Source organism: Neorhizobium descurainiae (assembly GCF_051400715.1).
Taxonomy (GTDB): Bacteria; Pseudomonadota; Alphaproteobacteria; order Rhizobiales; family Rhizobiaceae; genus Neorhizobium.
In genome coordinates this window covers 63,448-83,995 of sequence record NZ_JBLFFK010000014.1, presented here as the reverse complement: position 1 = coordinate 83,995, position 20,548 = coordinate 63,448, and the positions used below count along the sequence as shown (strand labels likewise).

At 62.4% G+C, this 20,548-nt stretch carries 22 protein-coding genes; 4 read left to right on the top strand and 18 right to left on the bottom strand.

Features of this window, described 5'->3' with window-relative positions; translation table 11 throughout:
- Nucleotides 1-130: 130 nt before the first annotated feature.
- The 10 genes from ACMGE0_RS21890 to ACMGE0_RS21845 form a co-directional block, all read right to left on the bottom strand.
- On the bottom strand, nt 131-1,030 hold the full coding sequence (locus tag ACMGE0_RS21890; RefSeq protein WP_436817998.1) for a carbohydrate ABC transporter permease: 900 nt from the start codon (nt 1,028-1,030) through the stop codon (nt 131-133).
- 10 nt (nt 1,031-1,040) lie between these two features.
- Nucleotides 1,041-1,973: a carbohydrate ABC transporter permease gene (locus tag ACMGE0_RS21885; RefSeq protein WP_436817997.1), complete on the bottom strand. Its 933-nt coding sequence runs from the start codon at nt 1,971-1,973 to the stop codon at nt 1,041-1,043.
- Between the two features lie 82 nt (nt 1,974-2,055).
- The gene (locus ACMGE0_RS21880; protein WP_436817996.1) at nt 2,056-3,360 is read right to left on the bottom strand and encodes an ABC transporter substrate-binding protein; all 1,305 of its coding nucleotides are present in this window, start codon (nt 3,358-3,360) and stop codon (nt 2,056-2,058) included.
- A 154-nt stretch (nt 3,361-3,514) separates the two neighbouring features.
- A complete protein-coding gene (locus tag ACMGE0_RS21875) occupies nt 3,515-4,582 on the bottom strand; it encodes an ABC transporter ATP-binding protein (protein WP_436817995.1) in 1,068 nt (355 codons plus the stop codon).
- A 78-nt stretch (nt 4,583-4,660) separates the two neighbouring features.
- Nucleotides 4,661-5,437, bottom strand: a complete 777-nt coding sequence (locus ACMGE0_RS21870) for an SDR family oxidoreductase (protein ID WP_436817994.1) — start codon at nt 5,435-5,437, stop codon at nt 4,661-4,663.
- The gene (gene denD / locus ACMGE0_RS21865) at nt 5,434-6,420 is read right to left on the bottom strand and encodes a D-erythronate dehydrogenase (protein WP_436817993.1); all 987 of its coding nucleotides are present in this window, start codon (nt 6,418-6,420) and stop codon (nt 5,434-5,436) included. The genes ACMGE0_RS21870 and denD overlap by 4 nt, the downstream gene beginning before the upstream one ends.
- A 120-nt stretch (nt 6,421-6,540) precedes the next feature.
- Nucleotides 6,541-7,305 (bottom strand): hydroxypyruvate isomerase family protein, encoded by a 765-nt coding sequence (locus ACMGE0_RS21860; protein ID WP_436817992.1) that lies wholly within the window; start codon nt 7,303-7,305, stop codon nt 6,541-6,543.
- A 1-nt stretch (nt 7,306) separates the two neighbouring features.
- Entirely contained in the window at nt 7,307-7,510 is a 204-nt protein-coding gene (locus ACMGE0_RS21855) for a hypothetical protein (RefSeq protein WP_436817991.1), read from the bottom strand.
- Nucleotides 7,510-7,899, bottom strand: a complete 390-nt coding sequence (locus tag ACMGE0_RS21850) for an NAD-binding protein (RefSeq protein ID WP_436817990.1) — start codon at nt 7,897-7,899, stop codon at nt 7,510-7,512. The genes ACMGE0_RS21855 and ACMGE0_RS21850 overlap by 1 nt, the downstream gene beginning before the upstream one ends.
- A complete protein-coding gene (locus ACMGE0_RS21845) occupies nt 7,896-8,414 on the bottom strand; it encodes an NAD(P)-dependent oxidoreductase (protein WP_436817989.1) in 519 nt (172 codons plus the stop codon). Before ACMGE0_RS21845 ends, ACMGE0_RS21850 begins: the two co-directional genes overlap by 4 nt.
- 180 nt (nt 8,415-8,594) lie before the next feature.
- Here ACMGE0_RS21845 and ACMGE0_RS21840 point away from each other — a divergent pair, with 180 nt between their 5' ends.
- Nucleotides 8,595-9,596, top strand: coding sequence for a LacI family DNA-binding transcriptional regulator (locus ACMGE0_RS21840; protein WP_436817988.1), 1,002 nt, complete (start codon nt 8,595-8,597; stop codon nt 9,594-9,596).
- A gap of 23 nt (nt 9,597-9,619) precedes the next feature.
- Here ACMGE0_RS21840 and ACMGE0_RS21835 read toward each other — a convergent pair whose 3' ends face one another.
- The 7 genes from ACMGE0_RS21835 to ACMGE0_RS21805 form a co-directional block, all read right to left on the bottom strand.
- Entirely contained in the window at nt 9,620-10,804 is a 1,185-nt protein-coding gene (locus ACMGE0_RS21835) for a phosphopentomutase (protein ID WP_436817987.1), read from the bottom strand.
- A gap of 9 nt (nt 10,805-10,813) precedes the next feature.
- On the bottom strand, nt 10,814-11,557 hold the full coding sequence (locus ACMGE0_RS21830) for an ABC transporter permease (RefSeq protein ID WP_436817986.1): 744 nt from the start codon (nt 11,555-11,557) through the stop codon (nt 10,814-10,816).
- 2 nt (nt 11,558-11,559) lie between these two features.
- On the bottom strand, nt 11,560-12,564 hold the full coding sequence (locus tag ACMGE0_RS21825; RefSeq protein ID WP_436817985.1) for an ABC transporter substrate-binding protein: 1,005 nt from the start codon (nt 12,562-12,564) through the stop codon (nt 11,560-11,562).
- Nucleotides 12,561-13,358: a nucleoside phosphorylase gene (locus ACMGE0_RS21820; RefSeq protein WP_436817984.1), complete on the bottom strand. Its 798-nt coding sequence runs from the start codon at nt 13,356-13,358 to the stop codon at nt 12,561-12,563. Before ACMGE0_RS21820 ends, ACMGE0_RS21825 begins: the two co-directional genes overlap by 4 nt.
- On the bottom strand, nt 13,351-14,118 hold the full coding sequence (locus ACMGE0_RS21815; protein ID WP_436817983.1) for an ABC transporter permease: 768 nt from the start codon (nt 14,116-14,118) through the stop codon (nt 13,351-13,353). Before ACMGE0_RS21815 ends, ACMGE0_RS21820 begins: the two co-directional genes overlap by 8 nt.
- On the bottom strand, nt 14,118-14,891 hold the full coding sequence (locus tag ACMGE0_RS21810) for an ABC transporter ATP-binding protein (RefSeq protein ID WP_436817982.1): 774 nt from the start codon (nt 14,889-14,891) through the stop codon (nt 14,118-14,120). The genes ACMGE0_RS21815 and ACMGE0_RS21810 overlap by 1 nt, the downstream gene beginning before the upstream one ends.
- A gap of 185 nt (nt 14,892-15,076) precedes the next feature.
- Nucleotides 15,077-15,964, bottom strand: coding sequence for a helix-turn-helix domain-containing protein (locus ACMGE0_RS21805; RefSeq protein ID WP_436818079.1), 888 nt, complete (start codon nt 15,962-15,964; stop codon nt 15,077-15,079).
- A gap of 341 nt (nt 15,965-16,305) precedes the next feature.
- Between ACMGE0_RS21805 and ACMGE0_RS21800 the strand changes: the two genes are divergently transcribed.
- Genes ACMGE0_RS21800 through ACMGE0_RS21790 form a run of 3 tightly spaced genes read left to right on the top strand, consistent with a single transcriptional unit; the run spans nt 16,306 to nt 19,807 of the window.
- Nucleotides 16,306-17,154: a dihydroorotate dehydrogenase electron transfer subunit gene (locus ACMGE0_RS21800; RefSeq protein ID WP_436817981.1), complete on the top strand. Its 849-nt coding sequence runs from the start codon at nt 16,306-16,308 to the stop codon at nt 17,152-17,154.
- Nucleotides 17,154-18,089 carry a dihydroorotate dehydrogenase gene (locus ACMGE0_RS21795; protein WP_436817980.1) on the top strand — a complete coding sequence of 312 codons (936 nt, stop codon included), beginning with the start codon at nt 17,154-17,156 and terminating at the stop codon, nt 18,087-18,089. The genes ACMGE0_RS21800 and ACMGE0_RS21795 overlap by 1 nt, the downstream gene beginning before the upstream one ends.
- Complete coding sequence (locus tag ACMGE0_RS21790) at nt 18,086-19,807, top strand: hydantoinase/carbamoylase family amidase (protein WP_436817979.1); 1,722 nt, start codon at nt 18,086-18,088, stop codon at nt 19,805-19,807. Before ACMGE0_RS21795 ends, ACMGE0_RS21790 begins: the two co-directional genes overlap by 4 nt.
- A 430-nt stretch (nt 19,808-20,237) precedes the next feature.
- On the opposite strand, the gene ACMGE0_RS21785 is transcribed toward ACMGE0_RS21790, so the two are convergent.
- Complete coding sequence (locus tag ACMGE0_RS21785; protein WP_436817978.1) at nt 20,238-20,405, bottom strand: hypothetical protein; 168 nt, start codon at nt 20,403-20,405, stop codon at nt 20,238-20,240.
- Nucleotides 20,406-20,548 lie beyond the last annotated feature (143 nt).

Genomic DNA, 20,548 nt, shown 5'->3' with positions numbered 1-20,548 from the left:
CGAAGACAGAGGCGTTTTAAGGTGCCGCAATTCAGATGTCCATAAAAAAATCAAAATTCCTACAGCGACGCCACATCGCGGCGCGATCGCCTTGGCGATCTTGCGGTTGCGGGCTGACGCGGCGGGGGCTCTACTCCTTCACCGCGCCGGTCATCGAAGACACGTAATAATCGACGAAGAACGAGTAGAGGATGACGACCGGCAGCGAGCCGAACAGCGCGCCCGCCATCAACGATCCCCATTCGAACACGTCGCCGCGCACCAGTTCCGTCAGCACGCCGACCGGAATCGTCTTGTTTTCCGAGGACTGGATGAAAGTGAGCGCATAGATGAACTCGTTCCACGACAGCGTGAAAGCGAAGATGCCGGCCGAGATCAGGCCAGGGACTGCCAGAGGCAGGATGATCTTGGTGAGGATCTGCCAGCGGTTGGCACCGTCCACCAGTGCGCTTTCCTCAAGCTCGAACGGGATCGAGCGGAAATAACCCATCAGCAGCCAGGTGCAGAAGGGAATGAGGAAGGTCGGGTAGGTGAAGATCAGCGCCAGTCGCGAGTCGTAGATCCCGAGCTTGAAGACGATGAAGGCGAGCGGAATGAACAGGATCGACGGCGGCACGAGGTAGGCGAGGAAGATCACCAGGCCGATCGGGCGGGAACCGGTGAAGCGCACGCGCTCGATCGCATAGGCGCCGAAGACCGAAGCCAGCAAGGACAGGAAGGTGGAGCAGACCGCCACCAGCATCGTGTTCCACAGCCAGCCCGGGTAGGACGTCTCGAGGAACAGGTACTTGATATGCGCGAGCGTCGGCCCCACCACCCAGAACGGGCTGTAATTGGAGTAATCGGTCAGCTGCTCGTTCGGCTTCACGGCGGTGATCGCCATCCAGTAGAACGGGAAGAGCAGCACGAAGACGAAGACCGCCATCGGCAGATAGAGCATCACGATCCGCCGCGGCAGGCGGTTGAGATAGCTCATGCCTTCGGCGTTGTCGGTCAGGACTTGGTCCGCGGCATTGGAGTTTGTCGACATTGCTTTTCCCTCAATCCTGGCCGCCCTGCTGCCATTTGCGGCGCTGCAGGCCGAAGAAGCTGAACATGATCGCGCCGAGCAGGAAGGGCACCATGGCGACCGCGATCGCCGCACCCTCGCCGAGCTGGCCGCCGGGAATGCCGCGCTGGAAGGACAGCGTCGCCATCAGATGCGTGGCATTGACCGGGCCGCCCTTGGTCAGCACGTAGATGAGCTGGAAATCCGTGAAGGTGAAGAGCACCGAGAAGGTCATCACCACGGCGATGATCGGCGTCAGCATCGGCAGCGTTACATAACGGAAACGCTGCCAGCTCGTGGCGCCGTCGAGCGAGGCGGCTTCCTGCAACGATGCGGGAATCGTTTGCAGACCGGCGAGCAGCGAGATCGCGACGAAAGGAATGCCGCGCCAGACATTGGCTATGATCACCGAAATTCGCGCATTCGTCGGATCGCCAAGAAAGTTGATCGGTCCGTCGATAAGGCCAAGCTCCATCAGCGACCATGAGACGATCGAGAACTGGGAATCGTAGATCCACCAGAACGCCAGGCCGGAAAGCACCGTCGGCACGACCCAGGGAAGCAGCACGATCGCCCGGAAAAAGGATTTGAACGGCAGGTGCTGGTTCAAGAGCAGCGCCAGCCAAAGGCCGAGCACAAATTTCAGCACGGAGGCGACGAAGGTGTAGAGGATGGTGTTGAAGACCGACAGCCAGAAGACGGCGTCGTCCATCAGGAACTCGTAGTTTTCCAGCCCGATGAAGATGCCGTCGCGGCCGATGCGGGTGTCGGTGAAGCCAAGCCAGACGCCGAGACCCAGCGGATAGGTGAGGAAGCAGACCAGGAACACCGCCGCCGGCAGCATGAACAGAAAGCCGAGCACGTTGTTGTTCTGCAGGAGCAAAGAGACCGGGCCGCGCGTATCCCCGGAATTCACCGTCGACATAGCTTATCTCCAGATTGCATTTGAAGCCGTAAGGACTGCGGCACGCCGAAAACCCGGCATGCCGCTTCGTCTTGGCGCGTAGTCAAACCCGATAGTAGCGGTTCGCCCGGCGCTCGGCTTCCTTCATGGCGTCTTCCGGCGAGGACTGACCGGTGACGGCTGCGGCATACATGTCGACCAGCACGTAGTCGGCCATGGTGGCCGCCGAGGCATAGCCGAGCGGGCCGGCGTAACCGTTCGGACGCAACGTTTCGGAGGCGCGCGCATAGGGCGCATGGATCGGATCGGCGGTCCAGATCGGGTTCTTGGCGAATTCCTTGAGAGGCTGGCAGCAATAGGCGCTGGAGCCCTGAAGCCACGCATTCATCTGGTCGGCTTCCATCATGAATTTGATATAGGCCTTCGCCGCTTCCGGATATTTGGTGTGCTTGAAGAGCAGGAGCGAGCTCGTCTGATGCAGCTCGACGCTCCTGCCGACGGGACCGATCGGGAAATTCGTCGTGCGGATGTCCTTGGCGATCTCGGCGAGCTTCGGATCCCCCTTCGCGGTATAATAGACGGATACGCCATTGGCGATCAGCGACACCTGGCCGGCGAGGAAGGCGCGATTGTTGTTGACGTCCTGCCAGCTTTCCGTACCCGGAATGAAGGTCGCATAGAGCTCCTTCGCATAGTTGATCGAGGCGAGCGTCTCGGGGCTGTTGATCGTCACCTTGCCGCTTTCGTCGACCATCTTGCCGCCGTGGCTCCAGAGCAGCCAATGGGCATAGTTGTTGCCGTCGCCGACCGCCTTGCCGTGTGGGAAACCGGCTGGCGTGCCCTTGGCCTTCATCGCCTTGCAAAGTTCGAGCAGGCCTGCGGTATCCTTCGGGAATTCGCTGAAACCGGCGGCCTTCACATGGCTGTCGCGATAGACGACGGCGTTGCCGATCGCCGCAAGCGGCATGGCAATGAACTGATCGCCGCGGGCGGCATAACCCTTCACACCGTCATACCAACCGCCGTACTTGCCACCGAGATAGTTGGCGAGCTCGGTCAGATCGACCAGCTTGTCCGGATACTGGTGTGCATCGTCGAACCAGCACATGACGAGGTCCGGGCCGGAGCCGACATTTGCCGCAACGGCGGCCTTCGGACGGATGTCCTCCCAGCTTTCCTTGTCGATGCGGACCTGCACGCCGGTGGCGTCGGTGAATTTCTTGGTGTTGGCAAGCCAAGCGTCCTCGTCGCCCTTGACGAAGGGCGTCCAGCGCAGAAGCCTCAGGCTCGCGCCGCTTTCCGGCTTATAGGCCGGCTCGGCCTGGGCAAACGAGGGGCGAATTCCGAGGCCCGCAATACCTGCTGCGGTTGCAGATGCGGCAAGCAGGTCACGTCTCTTGATCATCATGATATTCCTCCTCTTCGAAAAAGCGGGAGCGAACTTTCCGGCATCCACCTCCCGCTTGGTGAACGGCGGTCCTTGCATCCTTGAAACGGATGCATGTCGACCGGCGGTTCGCGCGGGAGGTCTCCTCCTCTCCCGCGAAAGCCGCCGGACGGCATCAGTCTGTCAATCTCCGGCCGGTTTCGGCATCGAAGAGATGGACATGCGAGGCGTCGATCGCGACGCGCACGGTTTCGCCCGGCCGCGCATTGACGCGGTCCCGGAAGACGCAGCTGATGTCGCTGCCGCCAAGCCTGAGGGTGAGATGCGTCTCGTAGCCGGTCGGCTCGATCACCACGATTTCACCGGGCAGGCCGTCGGCGGCGAGCGCCATGTATTCCGGGCGAAGCCCATAGACGAGCTCGCGGCCCTTGGCGCTTTTCGGCGGATTGGCGACCGGCAGCGCCGTACCGTCCGTCGTGACGAAACGCGTGGGGTTTTCGGGATCGAGCCTGCCCTTGATCATGTTCATGGCCGGCGAGCCGATGAAGCCGCCGACGAAGAGATTGGCCGGCTCGTCGTAGAGCTCCAGCGGCGTGCCGATCTGCTCGACGACACCGTCATGCATGACGACGATCTTGTCGGCCATGGTCATCGCCTCGATCTGATCGTGGGTGACGTAGACCGTCGTCGTCTTCAGGCGCTGGTGCAGTTCCTTGATCTCGGCGCGCATGGCTACCCGCAGCTTCGCATCGAGGTTCGAAAGCGGCTCGTCGAACAGGAAGACTTCCGGATCGCGCACGATCGCCCGGCCCATGGCGACACGCTGCCGCTGGCCGCCGGAAAGCTGACGCGGATAGCGGTCGAGCAGCTTGTCGAGGCCAAGGATGCCGGCGGCATATTTCACCCGCTTTTCAGCTTCCGCCTTCGGCGCCTTGTTCAGCATCAGCGAAAAGCCCATGTTCTGCTGCACCGTCATATGCGGGTAGAGCGCATAGTTCTGGAACACCATGGCGATGTCGCGATCCTTGGGCGGCAGCGTGTTGACGACCCGCCCACCGATCTTGATCTCGCCACCGGAAATGTTCTCCAGTCCCGCCAGCATCCGCAGAAGCGTGGATTTGCCGCAGCCGGAGGGGCCGACCAGGATCACGAATTCCCCGTCGGCAATATCGATGTTCACGCCCTTGATGACCGGAAACGCACCGAACGATTTCCGCACATCCGCGAATTGAACGCCTGCCATACTCCTCCTCCCAGATATCGAGCACTACACGCTTGTGTATTCCTATTCCCGTTTTTGCTGCCGGCGGAAAACCGCCGTTTATCCGCGCCCGACGAAGGGCATCTTGGTGGCCATGACCGTCATCGTCAGCACGTTGGCGCCGAGCGGCAGGCTTGCCATGTAGACGACCGCGTCGGCGATATGGGCCGCATCGATCGTCGCTTCCGCCGCAAGCGTTCCATTCGCCTGCATGACGCCGGCCGCAATCGTCGTCGTCATGTCGGTCGAGGCGTTGCCGATATCGATCTGGCCGCAGGCGATGTCGAAATCGCGTCCATCCAGCGCCGTCGATTTTGTCAGGCCGGTGATCGCGTGCTTGGTCGCCGTGTAAGGCGCCGTGTTCGGACGTGGGGTGGTCGCCGACACCGAACCGTTGTTGATGATGCGGCCGCCGCGCGGGGCCTGGCTCTTCATCAGCCGGAACGCCTGCTGGGTGCAAAGGAAGGCGCCGGTCAAATTGGCGGAGACGATCGCGTTCCAGTGCTCGAAGGAAACCTCCTCCATCGGCACATTCGGCACGTTGATACCGGCATTGTTGACCAGGAGGTCGAGCCGTCCGTACCTCGTTGAGATTGTATCGAACAGCACCTTCACCGCGGCCGGGTCGCCGACATCGGCGGGCACAGCGAGAACTTCCGCGCCGGTTTCGGTGCCGAGTTCGGCTGCGGCCTTATCGAGCACGTCCGACCGACGCCCGGAGATCACCACGCGGAAACCGGCAGCGCCGAGCGCCTTGGCGATGGCGCGGCCGACGCCGCTGCCGCCGCCGGTCACCAGCGCGATCTTGCCCTCGCCGTTCGAAGACGCAGCGCTCATGCAATCCTCCCGCCAAGTTCATCCTCGATATGCACCTGCAGGATTGCGTCGAAGCTCGTCTCGGCCTTGAAGCCCAGCGAAGACGCTCTGCCCGCATCGAACTGCGTCGGCCAGCCGGCGACGATGCGCTCGATCACAGGATCGGGTTCGCGCCTGATGAGCGCGACAGCCTTGTCGCCCGCGATCCGGCGCAGTGCCTCGATCTCTTCGGAAACCAGCGCCGAAAGGCCAGGCATGGTGAGGTTGCGCCGCGGCCCGATCTTCGCCGTGTCGAGCGTCGCCGCGTGCACGAAGAAGCCGACCGCCGAGCGCGGGCTCGCGAACCAGTGCCGCACGCTGTCATTGACCGGCAGCACCGCCTGCCTGCCGACCAGCGGCTCGCGCAGGATATTGGAGAAGAAGCCGGACGCCGCCTTGTTCGGCGCCCCGGGGCGCACGCAAATCGTCGGCAGGCGAATGCCGATGCCATCGAAAACGCCGCGGCGGGAATAATCGGCGAGCAACAGTTCGGCGATCGCCTTCTGGGTGCCGTAGCTCGTCAGCGGCGTGGTGAAGAACTCGTCCGGGATGACTTCCGGAAAGGGCGTACCGAACACGGCGATGGAGGATGCGAAGATCACGCGTGGCACATAGGCGGACTTCAGCCCCTGCTGGCGGATCGCGTCGAACAGCGCCCGGGTACCGTCGAGATTGACCGCGTAACCCCGGTCGAAATCAGCCTCCGCCTCACCGGAGACGATGGCTGCGAGATGAAAGATCAGGTCCGGACGGGTTTCGATCAGCTTTTCGGCGGCGCCGCCCCGGGCAAGATCGATCGTGAGCGCCGTCGATACGGGCCGGAGCGGCTCAGGCACCGGCGGCTGAAAGGCGTCCACCAGCGTCAGGCGGCTGATCGCGCCGCCGAGCGCCCCAGGCTCGCTGGCAATCCTTTCGACCAGCTTGCGGCCGATCATGCCGGCCGCACCCAAAATCATCACATGCATGTCGGCTTCTCCTCCCGCCGTCAGTCCTCTTTCGTCGAGATGGACTCGATGCCGCATCAGAGTTCAATCCCGTTTGAAATCCTCGCAGCCGTCACGCCAAGCATGACGCAGTCTTCTCCTTCACCGATAATCTTTCAACCACTGCAAACCCGCCTCGGTGGACGTGGCCGGCCGGTACTCGGCTCCTATGGGGCGGTCGTAGCCCAGCTGTTCCAAGAGACGCAGGATATAGCGGTAGTCGATCTCTCCATGGTCCGGTTCCCGCCGATCCGGAACCGACGCGATCTGGATGTGCCCGATCGAATTCAGATACGTTTGCAACCTGCGGGTCAAGTCACCTTGCATGATCTGCAGGTGGTAGCAATCGAACATTAGTTTGATGTTCGGCACGCCGACCGCCTCGATGATCTCCAGCGCCTGTTCGGACGTCTGCAGGAAATAACCCGGCGCATCGCGACGGTTCAGCGGCTCGATCAGAATGGTGATCCCCGCCTTCGCCGCAAGCGCGCTGGCATGGCGCAGGTTGGCCATGTAGGTCGTCCGCGCCGCCTCGCCCGCGGCCTTGCCGGCCATGACATGCACGTTGGGCGCTCCGATGGCTCGCGCATAGCCGATCGCCTGTTCGATCGCCCGGCGGGCCTCGTTCTCGCGCCCCGGCACCGCCGCGAGCCCGTTGTCGCCGGCCGCCACATCGCCGCAGATCGTGTTGATGCCGAGCATGGAAAGGCCGGTTTCCGAAAGCGCCGTTCGCACCGCCTCGACCGGCACGTCGTAGGGATAGTGGCATTCGACCGCGTCGAAACCCGCTGCCTTGGCCGTACGGATCGCATCCGGAAGCGGCAGTTCCTGCCATAGGAAACCGAGATTGGCGGAAAAAAGCAGCATCTCAGTCCCACTCCACGTCGTAGGTGCGGACGAGCCGCTCGCTCTGCACCACGCCGCGCGATGACAGCATTTTGTGCAGGTCGATGCCCGGCGGGAGCAGCAGCGCCATGGAATGGCCGGAATGCAGACGCGCCACCGCGCGGCTCTGCGCAAGATCGATGACGCCGGCAATATCGTCCGCCATGCAGCCGAGCACTGTTGCCATCAGGTCCGCTCTTCCATGCCCGGCAGGATGGCGCCGCTCTTGCGGGCGAGGATCTTGGCCACCGCCGCATCGTCTTCGAGACCAAGGCCCGCTTCCGCGGCTTCCTTGAAGAGGTTGAACGCGGTGGCCGCAAGCGGCGTGACGGCGCCGGTCCTGCCCGCCTCGGACGTCACGATGCCGAGATCCTTGACGAAGATGTTGACAGCCGAGCGGGGCGTATAATCGCCCGAGACGATGTGCTCGGCGCGATTTTCGAACATCCAGGACGAGCCGGCCGAAACGCACAGCACGTCATACAGTGTCTTTAGGTCGATACCGGTCTTGGCCGCGAGCGTCATGGCCTCGGCCGCAGCGGCGATATGCACGCCGGCGAGCAGCTGATTGATCATCTTGACCTGCGAGCCGGGGCCGGGCCGGTCGCCCAGCCGGAAAACCTTGGCTGAAACGGCCTCGAGTGCAGCCTTAGCCCGCTCGAAAGCTTCGTCGGAACCCGAACCCATAAGCCCGACAAAGCCTTCAGATGGCCGCCGGAAACCGGCGCATCGATGACCAGCATGCCGACGGCTTCCAGCCGCTCAGCGATCGAGATGGCGGCACTGGGCGCCATTGTGGTGCAGAGCAGGAAAACCGTACCGGGAACGGCTGTCTCCAGAGCCCCCTGGGAGCCGAAGAGCACGTCCTCGGCCTGCTTGCTGTTCACGACGAAGATCAAAATCGCTTCGGTCGCCTCTGCAGCCTTGGCCGGCGTGGTGCAGGGCTTTCCGCCCGCTTCCGCAAAGCGCTGCAGCACGTCCGTCCGAACATCGCATCCGGCAACGGAAAAATCCGCCCTCAGAAGAGACAGGGCAGCACCCCATCCCATCGAGCCGAGGCCGATGACCGCTGCTCTCCTCACGTCCTGCACGGCTCTTCCTCCCTAGGCGCCACACAAGTCTCAATCCGGCTGTTACCGATACCGGTATCGGTAACAAGCCTTATTCTTGTGATAAATGTCAAGGGTCGGCAGTTTGACTTCATCCGCAATCGGCTTATGACTGCGTCGGTGCGAGCTTACACCGCGGCATGATCGGGGGGATTCTTGGGGATGCGCAAATCCACTCTGGAAGAGGTTGCCGCGGCCGCCGGCGTCAGCAAGATGACCGCCTCGCGGGCGCTCCGCGGCACGCCGGACGTCTCGAAGGACACCCGCGAAAAAGTTCTGCTGGCGGCCGAGAGGCTAAGCTATGTCGGTAATCGACTGGCACTTTCGCTCTCCTTGCAGCGAACCAATCTCGTCGCCGTCGTCGTTCCCAGCATGTCGAACATCGTCTTCCCGGAGGTTCTGACGGGCATTTCTGTCGGGCTCGAAGGTTCGGGCATGCAGGCGGTGTTCGGCATATCCGACTACGATCTGGCAAAGGAGCGAAACATCATCCGCGATATACTCTCCTGGCAACCCGCCGCCATCATCATCACCGGCCTCGACCAGCCCGAGGACACGGTGAGGATGCTGCAAAACGCCACCATTCCGGTCATCCAGATCATGGATCTCGACGGCACGCCGATCGACTTCAACGTAGGGCTTTCCCACGGCAAGGCCGGCGAGGACATGGCAAGGGCGCTGCTTGCCGCCGGCCGGCGGCGGTTCGGTTATGTCGGCAGCGCGCTGGACCGCGATACCCGAGCCGCCAAGCGGAAGGCAGGCTTCGAACGCGTGCTCAGGGAAAACGGCCTGTATTTCATGCAGCAGCAGGCCGACGACGCCTTCTCGTCGATCACTCTCGGCAAGCGGCTGACGACCGCCATACTGACCGCGGATCCGAATCTCGATTGCGTTTATTATTCCAACGACGACATGGCGGCCGGCGGCTTGTTTGCCTGCATGGAGCTTGGCCTTTCGATTCCGGAAAAAATTCTGATCGTCGGCTTCAACGGCCTCGACCTCGCCAGTGCCCTGCCGGCCAGAATCGCGACGTCACGCTCACCGCGCCGGGTGATGGGCGAGGCCGCGGCGAAACTGGCATGCAAGGCGATCGCCGAACCGGAGGGCGAGCAGCCGAAGATCATCGCCTTCACACCGGAGATCACCGGAATCTGCGAACCTTGAGGTGGCTTCCAAAAGGCGAGGCATCATTTCGAGAGGGCGAGATGCGAGGCTACCATCTCCGCCACCCCGGCAAACGGGATGATGCCTAGCTCTGCCGGTTCTATGCCGGGCCCGGCCACCAGCACCGGCACCCTTTCACGGGTATGGTCGGTGCCCGCCCAGGTCGGGTCGTTCCCGTGATCGGCCGTGATGATCAGGAGATCGCCGTCACGCATGCGGCCGATCAATTCCGGCAGCCGGGCGTCAAAGGCCTCAAGCGCCCGGGCATAACCGGAGACGTTGCGCCGGTGGCCCCAGAGGCTGTCGAACTCGATGAAATTGGCGAAGACGAGATGGCCAGGCCCGGCCTTACCCGTCCAGGCAAGCACATGGTCGAAGAGCGCCATGTCGTCCTTGCCCTTGGAGACGTCGGTAATACTCTTATGGGCGAAGATATCATCGATCTTGCCGACGGCATGCACCGCGCCGCCCGCCGCCACGACCTGATCGCAGATGGTCCCGTCGGGCGGGGCGATGGCGAAATCCTTTCGATTGACGGTGCGGGTGAACCCGCCCGGTGCCTCTCCCACAAACGGCCTTGCTATAATCCGGCCGACATTCAGCGGATGGAAGAGTTCGGCGGCGATGCGGCAGGTTTCGAGCAACCGCTCAAGTCCGAAATGGGTCTCATGGGCGGCGATCTGTACGACACTATCCGCAGACGTGTAGACGATCGGCTTGCCGGTCGCGATGTGTTCCAGGCCGAAGGCGTCGATCACCTCCGTCCCCGAGGCATGACAATTGGCAAGCGTTCCCGCAATGCCGGCGCGAGCGATCAGCTCCGCCATCGGATCGGCCGGGAAAGCGGGAATCGCGCGCGGGAAATAGTGCCAGTCGCGGGTCACCGGCACGCCAGCGAGTTCCCAATGGCCGGATTGGGTATCCTTGCCGGCCGAAACCTCCTGGGCGGCACCCCAGCGACCGATGGGGGAAACGGCGGAAAGACCGGGCGCGACCTTGCCGGAAGCAAGTGTTATCGCCGCGCCCAATCCCAGAGCATCGAGATTCGGAACCTTGAGGGAGCCGCTTCTGCCGTCCTCCGCCCGGCCCGCATCACAGGCCTCGGCGATATGAAGGAGCGTGTTTGCCCCTTCGTCGCCGTAGAGCGCGGCATCCGGCGCACCGCCGCAGCCGACGGAATCGAGAACGCAGAGGAAAACGCGGGCCATCGCCACGGCTCAGGAAAGCTGAAAGCGGCCGAGCGAACGGCGGCGGATCAATTCGATGATCTCGTAGAAGGCCCAGCCGATCAGCGACAGCAGCATGACCATGCCGATGACGACCGCCGTATCGCTGTTCTCCTGTCCGGAGGACAGCAGATAACCGATGCCTTCGTTGGCGCCGATCAGCTCACCGATGACGGCCGCGGTCATCGCAAGCGTCGTCGCGACCGCCATGCCGGCCAGAACGGACGGCAGGGCCGAAGGCAGTTCGATATGCCGGAAGCGTTGCCAAGGGGTGAGCTTCAGCACCGCCGCGAGATCGCGGAAGCTCCCTTCCCCATAGCGCAGGCCGGTGACCATGCCCGCCATGACGGGGAAGAAGGTGACGATCGCGATCAGCACGATCTTCGGTGCCGGGCCGATGCCAAGCCAGAGAAGAAGAAGCGGCGCGATCGCGATCTTTGGAGCGGTCTGCAGGAGCAGGATCAGAGGCGTGGCAAAGCGTTCGATGCGGGGAAATCGCGCGAACACGACACCGGCAAGGATGCCGACGACGGTACCAATGACGAAGCCCGCGATGATTTCCGAAAGCGTCACCCAGATATGCCGGGTGAGCTTGGCGTTCTCGAACAGGAAGGCGACGCGATTGTACACCTCAACAGGCCCGGGCAGAAGGAACGCCGGGACGTTGAAGATGAATACGATCGCCGTCCAGAGGACAAGGGTCGCGATCAGACCCGCTATGCCACGCAAAATCATGCTTACTGACCGATGGTGCCGGGATCGACGACGAAATCGGCCGCGTTGGGGGCGCTGTCGATCACCTTGTACTGCGCCAGGATATCGGCGTTCTTCTGCCAGCCGGCCAAATCTGCCGCGCCGAGGCCCTTTTCCTTGGTCAGCGGGCTTTGCCAGACGGAGGGAACGAAGGTCTGCTCGAAGGCTGCGATCAGGATGCCCTTCTGATCCTTCGGCCAGGTGGGCGTGTACTTCGTCAGTGCGATGTCGAGCGCTTCCGGAATATGGCCGTCGATCACCCACTCATAGGACTGGCTCACGGCGGTGGTGAAGCGCTTCACGACATCTGCATTCTCGGCAAGCTTCTTGTCGCTGGTGACGACGACGTTGCCGAAGGACGGCAGGAAGTCGTTCGACAGGATCATCGTGACCTTGGTGCCGTCGGCTTCAAGATTGTACTTGCGCAGTTCCGAGAAGACGATCGCATCGACCTGTCCGGCCTGCAGCGACTGCATGATGGCGCCAGTGGCGACGACTTCGACCGATACGTCGTCAAGCGTCAGGCCCGCCTGCTGCAGGCCGACCTGGAGTTGCAGGTAATTCGGGCTGGCAAGGCTGGTGACGGCGATCTTCTTGCCCTTCAGGTCCTTGTAGGACTTGATGCCGCTCTCTTCCTTGGCGAGCAGCGCGCCGATCCCCCGCTGGTAGGTGGTGTGGACGACCTTGACCGGCAGGCCATTGGCGGCAGCGGCAACGACGGCGTCGCCGTTCGGGAAGCCGAAATCGACGTTGCCGGCTGCGATATTGGTGAGGATGTCGGCGGCAGCGGCATAGATGAATTCGACCTCGATGCCGTTCTTTTCGAAAATGCCGTTTTCGACGCCTGCGTAAAGCGGCGCATAGAAAGGCGCAGCAGCGCCGTCGATCTGCAGCACGACCTTGTCGGCGGCTTCGGCGGTCACGGCAAAGAGCGGCGAGGCGAACAGAGCGACGAGACTGGCTGCGGTCGTCACGCGAAACTGGATCATGGTTGGCTCCTGAGTTCCCATTCTGTGGAGGAAAATGCCCTTCCTGCGATGCGCAGAAGGTTTCGCTGGGTTGCCTCATAGTCGTCGAGCCAATCGTCGGTGGCGCGATTTCCATGGACACCAAGAAGGCAGCCGGTTTCGAGGCCGATGGCCCCGCCGACGGTCATGATGATCTCGCTTTCCATCTCGACGCCGATGGCGCCCTGAGCCTCAAAGCGATCGATGAAACTGCCGGCCACGTCCTTTCCGTCGTCAACGGGACGATAGCGGCGGTCCTGGCCGAAATAATAGCTGTCGGCCGAAGCGACCATGCCGGGACGGCAGACCAGCCCAAGCTGCGCGGCGGCGGCCACGAGGCCCGTAACGATGCGCGGGGAGGCCTTGGCCTTTCCGCCGGCGGCGCGATAGGTCAACGCCGTGCCGGTATCGCCGATCGCGCTGTCGACCGCGACGAAGCTGCCGGTCGCGTATTCCGCCACCAGCGACGACATGCCACCGATGCGGATGATACGTTTGGCGCCCAGCATTGCGAGTTCGACCAAAGCGATCTCGGTGGACGGCCCGCCGATACCGGTGGAGCAGATGGTCAGTCGCTGGCCCTCATAGATGCCGGTGATGAGGGCGAACTCCCGCTTGCGGCCGAAATCGGTGACGTCCTCCAGCATATCGGCGAGCAGCCGCACGCGGTCGGGATCTCCAGGCGTCAGCACGTTTTCGGCGATGTCGCCGGGCCCGCAGGGCAGATGCGGCGGACGACCGTTCTTCCAGGGGAAAGCAGCGCTCGTCCTAGCCATTCTTGGCGCCTTTCCAGGAGAGCAGCCGGTTTTCCAGGATGGTGAGCGCGACGTGCAGAGCCAAGCCGAGCACCACGGTCATCAGGACGGCGGCGAAAAGCAGGGGCGTCTTGTAAGTCGCCGCGGCAAAGGTCATCAGGTAACCCAACCCGAACTTGCCGGCCATCCACTCCGCCAGCACGGCGCCGACCAGCGCCTGCACAGCGCCGATCTTCAGCCCGACGAAGACTTCCGGCATCGCGGACGGCAATTCGATCTGGCGGAAGCGCTGAACGGTGCTGAGGCCCAGAAGTCTTGCGAGATCCTTCATCTTCGGGTCGAGAGACCGGAAGCCGGCGATCGCGCCGATGAAGACCGGAAAGAAGACGAGCGAGAAGATGAGGATGATCTTCGACATGATGCCAAAGCCGAACCAGACGACGAAGAGCGGCGCAAGCGCGATCTTCGGTGCCGTCTGGAGAATGACGAGCGGTCCGTCAAGCCAGACCGCGAGCTTGGGGAACCGCGTCATGGTGTAGGCGAGTGCGATCCCCGCGATGCAGCCGAGCACCAATCCGAGTATGATGTTCTGCAAGGTGAACCCGAGATGCAGCCAGAGCTCGCCGGTCAGGGCGATGCCCACCAGCGCATTCCAGGTGCGCACCGGCGACGGCAGGAGATAGGTCGGCAGCGCCATCGGTCCGGTCGCAAACCACCAGGCCACGAGAAGCACGACAAGTGCCAGCGCGTAATCGATCCAAGCGGTCAGGCGCCGGCGCATCAATGCGCCTCCCCGCCCGGCGTCCGAAGATCACGGCGAAGCTGCGCGACGAGCGCATGATAGGCCGGATCGAGCTTGGTCTCCTCGCCGCGCGGGCGGGGCAGACCGACATCGTGGACGCATTTCAGCTTGCCGGGGCGCGCGGTCATCACCATCACCCGGTCAGCGAGGTAGGCGGCCTCCTCAACACTGTGAGTGACCAAGAGGATGGTCTTACCGGTCGACTGCCAGATGCGCAGCAGCTCGTCGTTCAGCGTATCGCGGGTAAGAAGGTCTACAGCCGAGAAGGGCTCGTCCATCAGCAGGATCGGCGGATCGTCGGAGAGCGAGCGGGCGATCGCCGCGCGCTGGCGCATACCGCCGGAAAGCTGGCGCGGCAGCGCCTTTTCAAAGCCAGAAAGCCCGACCATCTTGATGAGGTCGAGCGCCACCTTGTCGCCTTCGGCGCGGCTGACCCCGGCAGTGTCGAGCGGGAAACGGACATTGTCGAGGATCGTTTTCCACGGCAGCAATACCGGCTCCTGGAAAACGAAACCGACCGGGCGCTTGCGGCCGGAGACGTCGAGCGTGATCGTACCGCCGGTCGCATGGTCGAGGCCGGAGATAAGGCGCAGCAAGGTGGACTTGCCGCAGCCGGAAGGACCGACGATCGAGATGAACTCGCCTTGCCTGATGGTGATGGTAACCGGCTCCAGCGCCGTCACCGTCCCATGGTCTGCGACGAATGTCTTGTGAACACCCGCAATGTCGATCATCCGCTCCGATTGCGCCACTAAAAACTCCATGCCTTAGAAGCGGGAGAGCCATTGGGTTTTCGGAGGAACGATGTCCTCTGCGACCGCCAGCCCACCCGGGAAAGCGGCCAAGCTTTCACAAAACTTTCACGGGCGCAAGAAAAATCTCAAAGTTGAGATTTGTATCAAAATTGCGCGGGCGAACTTCAATATAGGAATGGCGTTCACGCAGCGGCCTGTCTGTTCAAAACGTTCGTCTCGATGAAGTCAGCCGCCTGATCGCCCTTCAGGCTGCGCCGCCATAGCTGATCGGTCATGCCTCCATAGAGATCCACCGCCTCAGCCGCCGCCGTGATGGTCGCAACACCGACGCGGATATTGGCGAAGGAGCCAAGCCGGAAAGGACTGACGGCCACCTGCGCCTTGTCTGCCCGCTTGAAGATTTGGAAGCTTGCGCCCGGCATGGAATCGATCACGACGCCGATCTGCACGCCGATCGGCTGTTCGCGCAGCATGCGGACGATATTGGCGATCTCATCGCGGGCCGCCGCCTGGCGCTCGGACAACTTGACGCCTGGCGGATTGTAAGCGCCGATGAAGCCGACGCGGCCGAACTCCTCCAGCTCGGCAGCCGATACCAGGCTGACGATATTCGGGCGGCGGCGGCGGAAGGTTTCCTTGCGGGTCTTGAGGATCTCCATCAGGGCGCCGATCTCGCGGATTGCGGCTGCCCTGTCGCCCACATCCTGTGGAATGCTCTCGTCCAGCACTTTCGGCAAAAGCTCGTCGTAGCGGTCGGTGGTCAACAGATAGGAGACGGGGCCGAACATGACGGTGATCTGGTCCACATCCTCTTCCATCTGCCGCATGCGTTCGAAGAAGCTGATCGCCGAGGCAATGTATTCCACTCCGACACCGAGCAATGTCGGGAGTGAAACCCCGAGCAGGTCGGCGATCTTGCCAAGCGTATCGACTTTGGGCGGCTTGCCGGACTCGTAGCGATAGATGGCTGCGCGGGAGACGCCGGCCCTGACGGCAAGCTCCTCCGGCGTCAGCCCTGCTCCCATGCGAAAGGCGCGAAGGCGACGCCCGACATCCTCGGTGGAACTCACGATGTCCAAGGCGATTCCTCTCGTCACGTTGTTGTTAAATCTTCGACTCTCTATACAAAAAATGGACAATTCGCAACGAAGATAATTACCATGCGAAAAATCTCATTTTTGAGAATCGTCTTGACAGTCCTCGCATTTTCAAAATAGGCTTTGTTTTTGAACGCAGGGAGCACCCTATGACGTCCGACCGCCATTTCGCCCGACGCTGATCTTAGCGACCGGCCGCGCGCGACGACCCGGGCTTGCCCCGGGGATCCACGTCGTCCATTCCCAACAGACATGCCTTCGCCCGGCGGCCAGAACCGCCGAAAGGCATTCTTTTTTCGATTCCGGAAACTGTCATGCCCATAAACCTTTGCGTCATTCCCGATTCAGCCTCTTCCGACGTTTCAAGGCACGTCTCGATCCACGAGATGGAGTGCCGCATCAAATCCCATGAACAGGTGAACGGCCAATACCGACTGCTCGTACTTGCCGCTCCGTCCTGCGTCCTCAATTGCGAACCGGGCCAGTTCTTCCATCTTCTCTGCCCGCAGACGGACCGTTTCCAGCCCTATCTGCGTCGGCCTATGAGCATCTATTCCTATGACCGGTCGAAGGGCGAGCTCTCTTTCCTCTATAAGGTCGCCGGCACCGGCACAGGCGCCATGGCGGAGCTTCGGCCGGGCGAATTCTTGAATGTCGTCGGACCACTCGGGCAAGGTTTCCAAATCCGGCCAGAATGGCGGCGGCCGCTGCTGCTCGCCCGCGGCGTCGGGCTTGCGACGCTAGCGCCACTCGCCCAAGAATACGCCCGCCTCGGCAAGAGGCCGGTGGCCATCTGCAGCGCCCGCTCACCGGAACTCCTGATGTCGGCCGATCTCTTCCGCTCCTTTGGCGCGGAGGTCATCACCGTCACTGATACAGAAGGCAATTCCGGTGTCGAAAACCTGACGCCGCTGGTCGAAGGCCTGATCCGCAGCCGAGGCATCGACGCCTTCTTCACCTGCGGTTCCGCGCGGCTCGTCCGGATGCTGCAGGCGATCGGGGCCCGCCACAGCATCGGGGGCCAGGTCGCGCTCGAACAGCACATGGCCTGCGGCATCGGCATGTGCCAGGCCTGCGTGCGCCCCTTCCGGCGCGATGGCGGCGCGGTAAATCTTCGGGTTTGCCGCGAAGGTCCTGTCTTCGGCCTGCAGGAGGTACTGTGATGGCCGACCTTTCCACGAAAATCGGCGCACTGACGCTCAAGAACCCGATCATGCCGGCTTCCGGCACATTCTCAGAGGAGCTTGCCGAGGTCTTCGATCTCGAATGCCTCGGCGCTCATGTGACGAAGACCATCACGCGCGCCAAGCGTGCCGGCAATCCCGTACCCCGCGTCTGCGAAATCAATGGTGCGATGCTGAACTCGATCGGAATCCCGAGCAAGGGCGCTCAGGCATTCATCGACAACGTCGTGCCGTTTTACGCCGATTACGACGCACCGCTGGTGATCAGCGTCTCCGCCAATACGGCCGATGAATTCGCCCGCTTTGCCGAAGAGGTGAGCGTGCCAGGCGTGGCGGCGATCGAAGTCAATATTTCCTGCCCCAATATCGAAGACGATGGCAAGGCCTTCGCCATGCGGCCGGTCGCAACCGGCGACGTCATCAGAAAGATACGTTCCGCAACGCACCTGCCGCTTTGGGCAAAGCTGTCGCCCAACACAGGCGAGGTCGTCGAAGTCGCGCAGGCAGCGGAAGCGGCGGGCGCCGATGCGCTCGTTAGCGCCAACACCATGCTTGCCATGGCGATCGACAGCCGCACCGGCCGGGTGACGCTCGGCAATATCATGGGCGGGCTTTCCGGTCCGGCGCTCAAGCCGATCACGCTGCGCATGACCTATCAATGCGCCCGCGCCGTCTCCATTCCTGTCATCGGCTGCGGCGGCATCGCCACCATTGACGACGTGCTCGAATACCTGATCGCAGGCGCGCGCGCCGTGCAGGTCGGCACAGCCACCTTCATCAGCCCCACTACCATGCCGCGCCTCATCCATGAGTTGGACCAAGTTCTCGACGAACGCGGCCTTTCTTCCGTCAGCGGGCTGATCGGCACGGTCAAGGGCGCCGACGAAGCCATCACCCTTGCGGAGTATGTATGATGAATGCCGCCGTTCTCGAAAGACCCGCATGCTTTGATATCGGCAGCCTGGCAGAAAAGCTGTTCGCCGAGATCGCCACGCGTACCGCCGACGTCGAAGGCGTCAGCCGCCCCGCCTTCTCGAAGATCGAGACCGGCACGCTGCAGTTCCTGGCCGACTTCGCCCGCTCGGAAGGTCTCGCCGCGCAATGGGACACCGGCCGCAACGCCGTCTTTTCGCTGCCTGAGCATGCCGATGCCGCGCAATACATCCTCGTCGGCTCACATGCAGACAGCGTGCCGCGCGGCGGCAATTTCGACGGGCTGGCCGGCGTGCTGGCCGGGCTTCTCTGCCTCGTCCGGGCAAGGCGCGAAGGCTCACGTCTGGCCGAACCGGTCAAGGTCATCGCCATGCGTGGCGAAGAGAGCGCCTGGTTCGGCCCCTGCTACATAGGCTCGAAAGCGATGCTCGGCATCTTGTCCAGGGCCGAACTCGCCGCCTGCCACAAGCAGGACGGCCGCACGCTTGACGAGCATATGGAAGCTGTCGGCATCGACATGGCATCCGTTCGCGTCGGCAAGCCGCTTCTTAACCGCGCCGCCGTCAAGGCCTACCTCGAAGTGCATATCGAACAGGGACCGGTGCTGATCGAGCGAAACCTTCCGGCGGCGGTCGTGTCCGGCATCCGCGGCAACTTCCGCTACAAGAAGATAGCCTGCTTCGGAGAGGCCGGCCATTCCGGCGCCGTTCCCCTCGCATACCGACACGACCCGGTGCTGGCCATGGCGGAACTCCTGAATGTGCTCGATGCTGCCTGGCACGATTTCGTCGCCAAGGGCCGCGACCTCGTCGTCACCAGCGGCATGGTCTCGACCGACCAGCAGAAGCACGCGCTTTCCCGTATTCCGGACAGCGTCGAATTCAGCCTCGACATACGCAGCCAGGATCGCGAGATGCTGGAAACCATGCACGCTCTCGTCCTCAAGCATGTCGCCCGCATCGAGCGCGAACGCAGCGTCCGCTTCGATCTCGGCACGGCGCTGTGGACCAGCCCGGCGCTCTGCAGCAAGCCGCTTATCGCAGCACTTGCCCGGGCTGCGGAAACGATCGGCATTCAGCCGGCGCTCATCCCCTCAGGAGGCGGCCATGATGCGGCCGTCTTTTCCGAAGCCGGCATTCCATCCGGCATGATCTTCATTCGAAACCGCAACGGATCGCACAATCCGCAAGAGGCGATGGAGATCGACGATTTCAAGACCGCCGCCTCCGTCCTCTACGAGTTCCTGCGTAATCCAAACCAAGCCCTTCACCCAGCCAAGGCTGCCAGCCAGACTGCAAAGGAAACCGGTCCCATGTTCACCAAGATCACCGATATCATCCGTCAGAAGGGCAATGCGGTGCGTGCCTATCACGCCGCCGTTGCGGCCGCACAGGAGGCCGCGATCGTCGATCCGGATCGCGCCGTAGGCTATTTCATGCTGGGCCTCGCGGCACAGGAGTTTGCGGACGCCAATTATGGTGAGCCCCTCCATGCCCATGTTTTCGATCAGGAATTGTCGAGACTTGACGGGTACGCCAGCATGCTGGATACGGCATTTGCAAATCCGGACGCCGACGTTCGTCTTCATGCGCTCTCGACGGTGGCCCTGGGCCTGGTTGGCCACCGCCAGCGGCCTGAGGAAACCGCATCCACGTCCGGCCAGAGCAAAACAAGTCAAGCCAATGAGGTTACATCCTGAAAGCACCTCCGGCGCGCAACTGAAATTTCCCGCCATCGGCAAGACGAGCGGCGGGTTGCCAGAGGGAAGCGGCATTGTCGCTCCGGCTCCTCACCGCACCTGCCGGGGGTCCGCCTCGAACTACTCTGCGAGATTGCCTGAAAGAAGCCCGCCACGTGTTTAATGGCTGCCGACAGGAATCTGATTGGCGGCAGCGATGCGCCGCCCGTCATACCGCCTGCACCGAGCCACTCTTTTTGCGGCCTTGCAGATGAGGGGGAGCAGGCGATGAAAATCACATCGTTCGATATCAATGGAACGGCGCATTTCGGAGTGGTTCAGGCGAAAATGTCATCGACCTCTCCACCCGTGATACGTGATATCTTGATTGACGCCCGGCCCAGGTTTGGTCAGGTGTTTAGCCAGAGAAGAGGTCGTATCCAGTGGCTCGTCAAGCGGATCTCGATAATCCCCGCATAACATACAGCCTGGCAAGCGGGATGGTTGCCCTTGCTGACCTCGATCCGGTCGGCCTTATGTCGAAGGCCATCTCCAGATATTCGACGATGGCATCCAGATTCTCGACCGCGTAATGCACAGGGCGCAGATATTCGAACATGATCCCTCGTCCTGCTCATGTGTTTCCTCCCGGAAGCATCACTCCGATCTGTTCGGTTGCGCGATCTCGCTCCCGTCCGATTAATCGCCGCGTCGTCCCGGCCCTTAACATGAAGCCTCGCGCCGCTGGATGCCGCCCTTCAA

Bases quoted from the DNA above. Each gene is read 5' to 3' on its own strand.
- ACMGE0_RS21860 (WP_436817992.1), bottom strand. From the start codon at position 7,305: ATGCTGCTTTTTTCCGCCAATCTCGGTTTCCTATGGCAGGAACTGCCG.
- ACMGE0_RS21885 (WP_436817997.1), bottom strand. From the start codon at position 1,973: ATGTCGACGGTGAATTCCGGGGATACGCGCGGCCCGGTCTCTTTGCTC.
- ACMGE0_RS21815 (WP_436817983.1), bottom strand. From the start codon at position 14,118: ATGCGCCGGCGCCTGACCGCTTGGATCGATTACGCGCTGGCACTTGTC.
- ACMGE0_RS21875 (WP_436817995.1), bottom strand. From the start codon at position 4,582: ATGGCAGGCGTTCAATTCGCGGATGTGCGGAAATCGTTCGGTGCGTTT.
- ACMGE0_RS21790 (WP_436817979.1), top strand. From the start codon at position 18,086: ATGATGAATGCCGCCGTTCTCGAAAGACCCGCATGCTTTGATATCGGC.
- ACMGE0_RS21840 (WP_436817988.1), top strand. From the start codon at position 8,595: ATGCGCAAATCCACTCTGGAAGAGGTTGCCGCGGCCGCCGGCGTCAGC.
- ACMGE0_RS21870 (WP_436817994.1), bottom strand. From the start codon at position 5,437: ATGAGCGCTGCGTCTTCGAACGGCGAGGGCAAGATCGCGCTGGTGACC.
- ACMGE0_RS21855 (WP_436817991.1), bottom strand. From the start codon at position 7,510: ATGGCAACAGTGCTCGGCTGCATGGCGGACGATATTGCCGGCGTCATC.
- ACMGE0_RS21890 (WP_436817998.1), bottom strand. From the start codon at position 1,030: ATGTCGACAAACTCCAATGCCGCGGACCAAGTCCTGACCGACAACGCC.
- ACMGE0_RS21820 (WP_436817984.1), bottom strand. From the start codon at position 13,358: ATGGCTAGGACGAGCGCTGCTTTCCCCTGGAAGAACGGTCGTCCGCCG.
- ACMGE0_RS21785 (WP_436817978.1), bottom strand. From the start codon at position 20,405: ATGTTCGAATATCTGCGCCCTGTGCATTACGCGGTCGAGAATCTGGAT.
- ACMGE0_RS21825 (WP_436817985.1), bottom strand. From the start codon at position 12,564: ATGATCCAGTTTCGCGTGACGACCGCAGCCAGTCTCGTCGCTCTGTTC.
- denD (WP_436817993.1), bottom strand. From the start codon at position 6,420: ATGCATGTGATGATTTTGGGTGCGGCCGGCATGATCGGCCGCAAGCTG.
- ACMGE0_RS21835 (WP_436817987.1), bottom strand. From the start codon at position 10,804: ATGGCCCGCGTTTTCCTCTGCGTTCTCGATTCCGTCGGCTGCGGCGGT.
- ACMGE0_RS21880 (WP_436817996.1), bottom strand. From the start codon at position 3,360: ATGATGATCAAGAGACGTGACCTGCTTGCCGCATCTGCAACCGCAGCA.
- ACMGE0_RS21795 (WP_436817980.1), top strand. From the start codon at position 17,154: ATGGCCGACCTTTCCACGAAAATCGGCGCACTGACGCTCAAGAACCCG.
- ACMGE0_RS21850 (WP_436817990.1), bottom strand. From the start codon at position 7,899: ATGATCAATCAGCTGCTCGCCGGCGTGCATATCGCCGCTGCGGCCGAG.
- ACMGE0_RS21800 (WP_436817981.1), top strand. From the start codon at position 16,306: ATGCCCATAAACCTTTGCGTCATTCCCGATTCAGCCTCTTCCGACGTT.
- ACMGE0_RS21830 (WP_436817986.1), bottom strand. From the start codon at position 11,557: ATGATTTTGCGTGGCATAGCGGGTCTGATCGCGACCCTTGTCCTCTGG.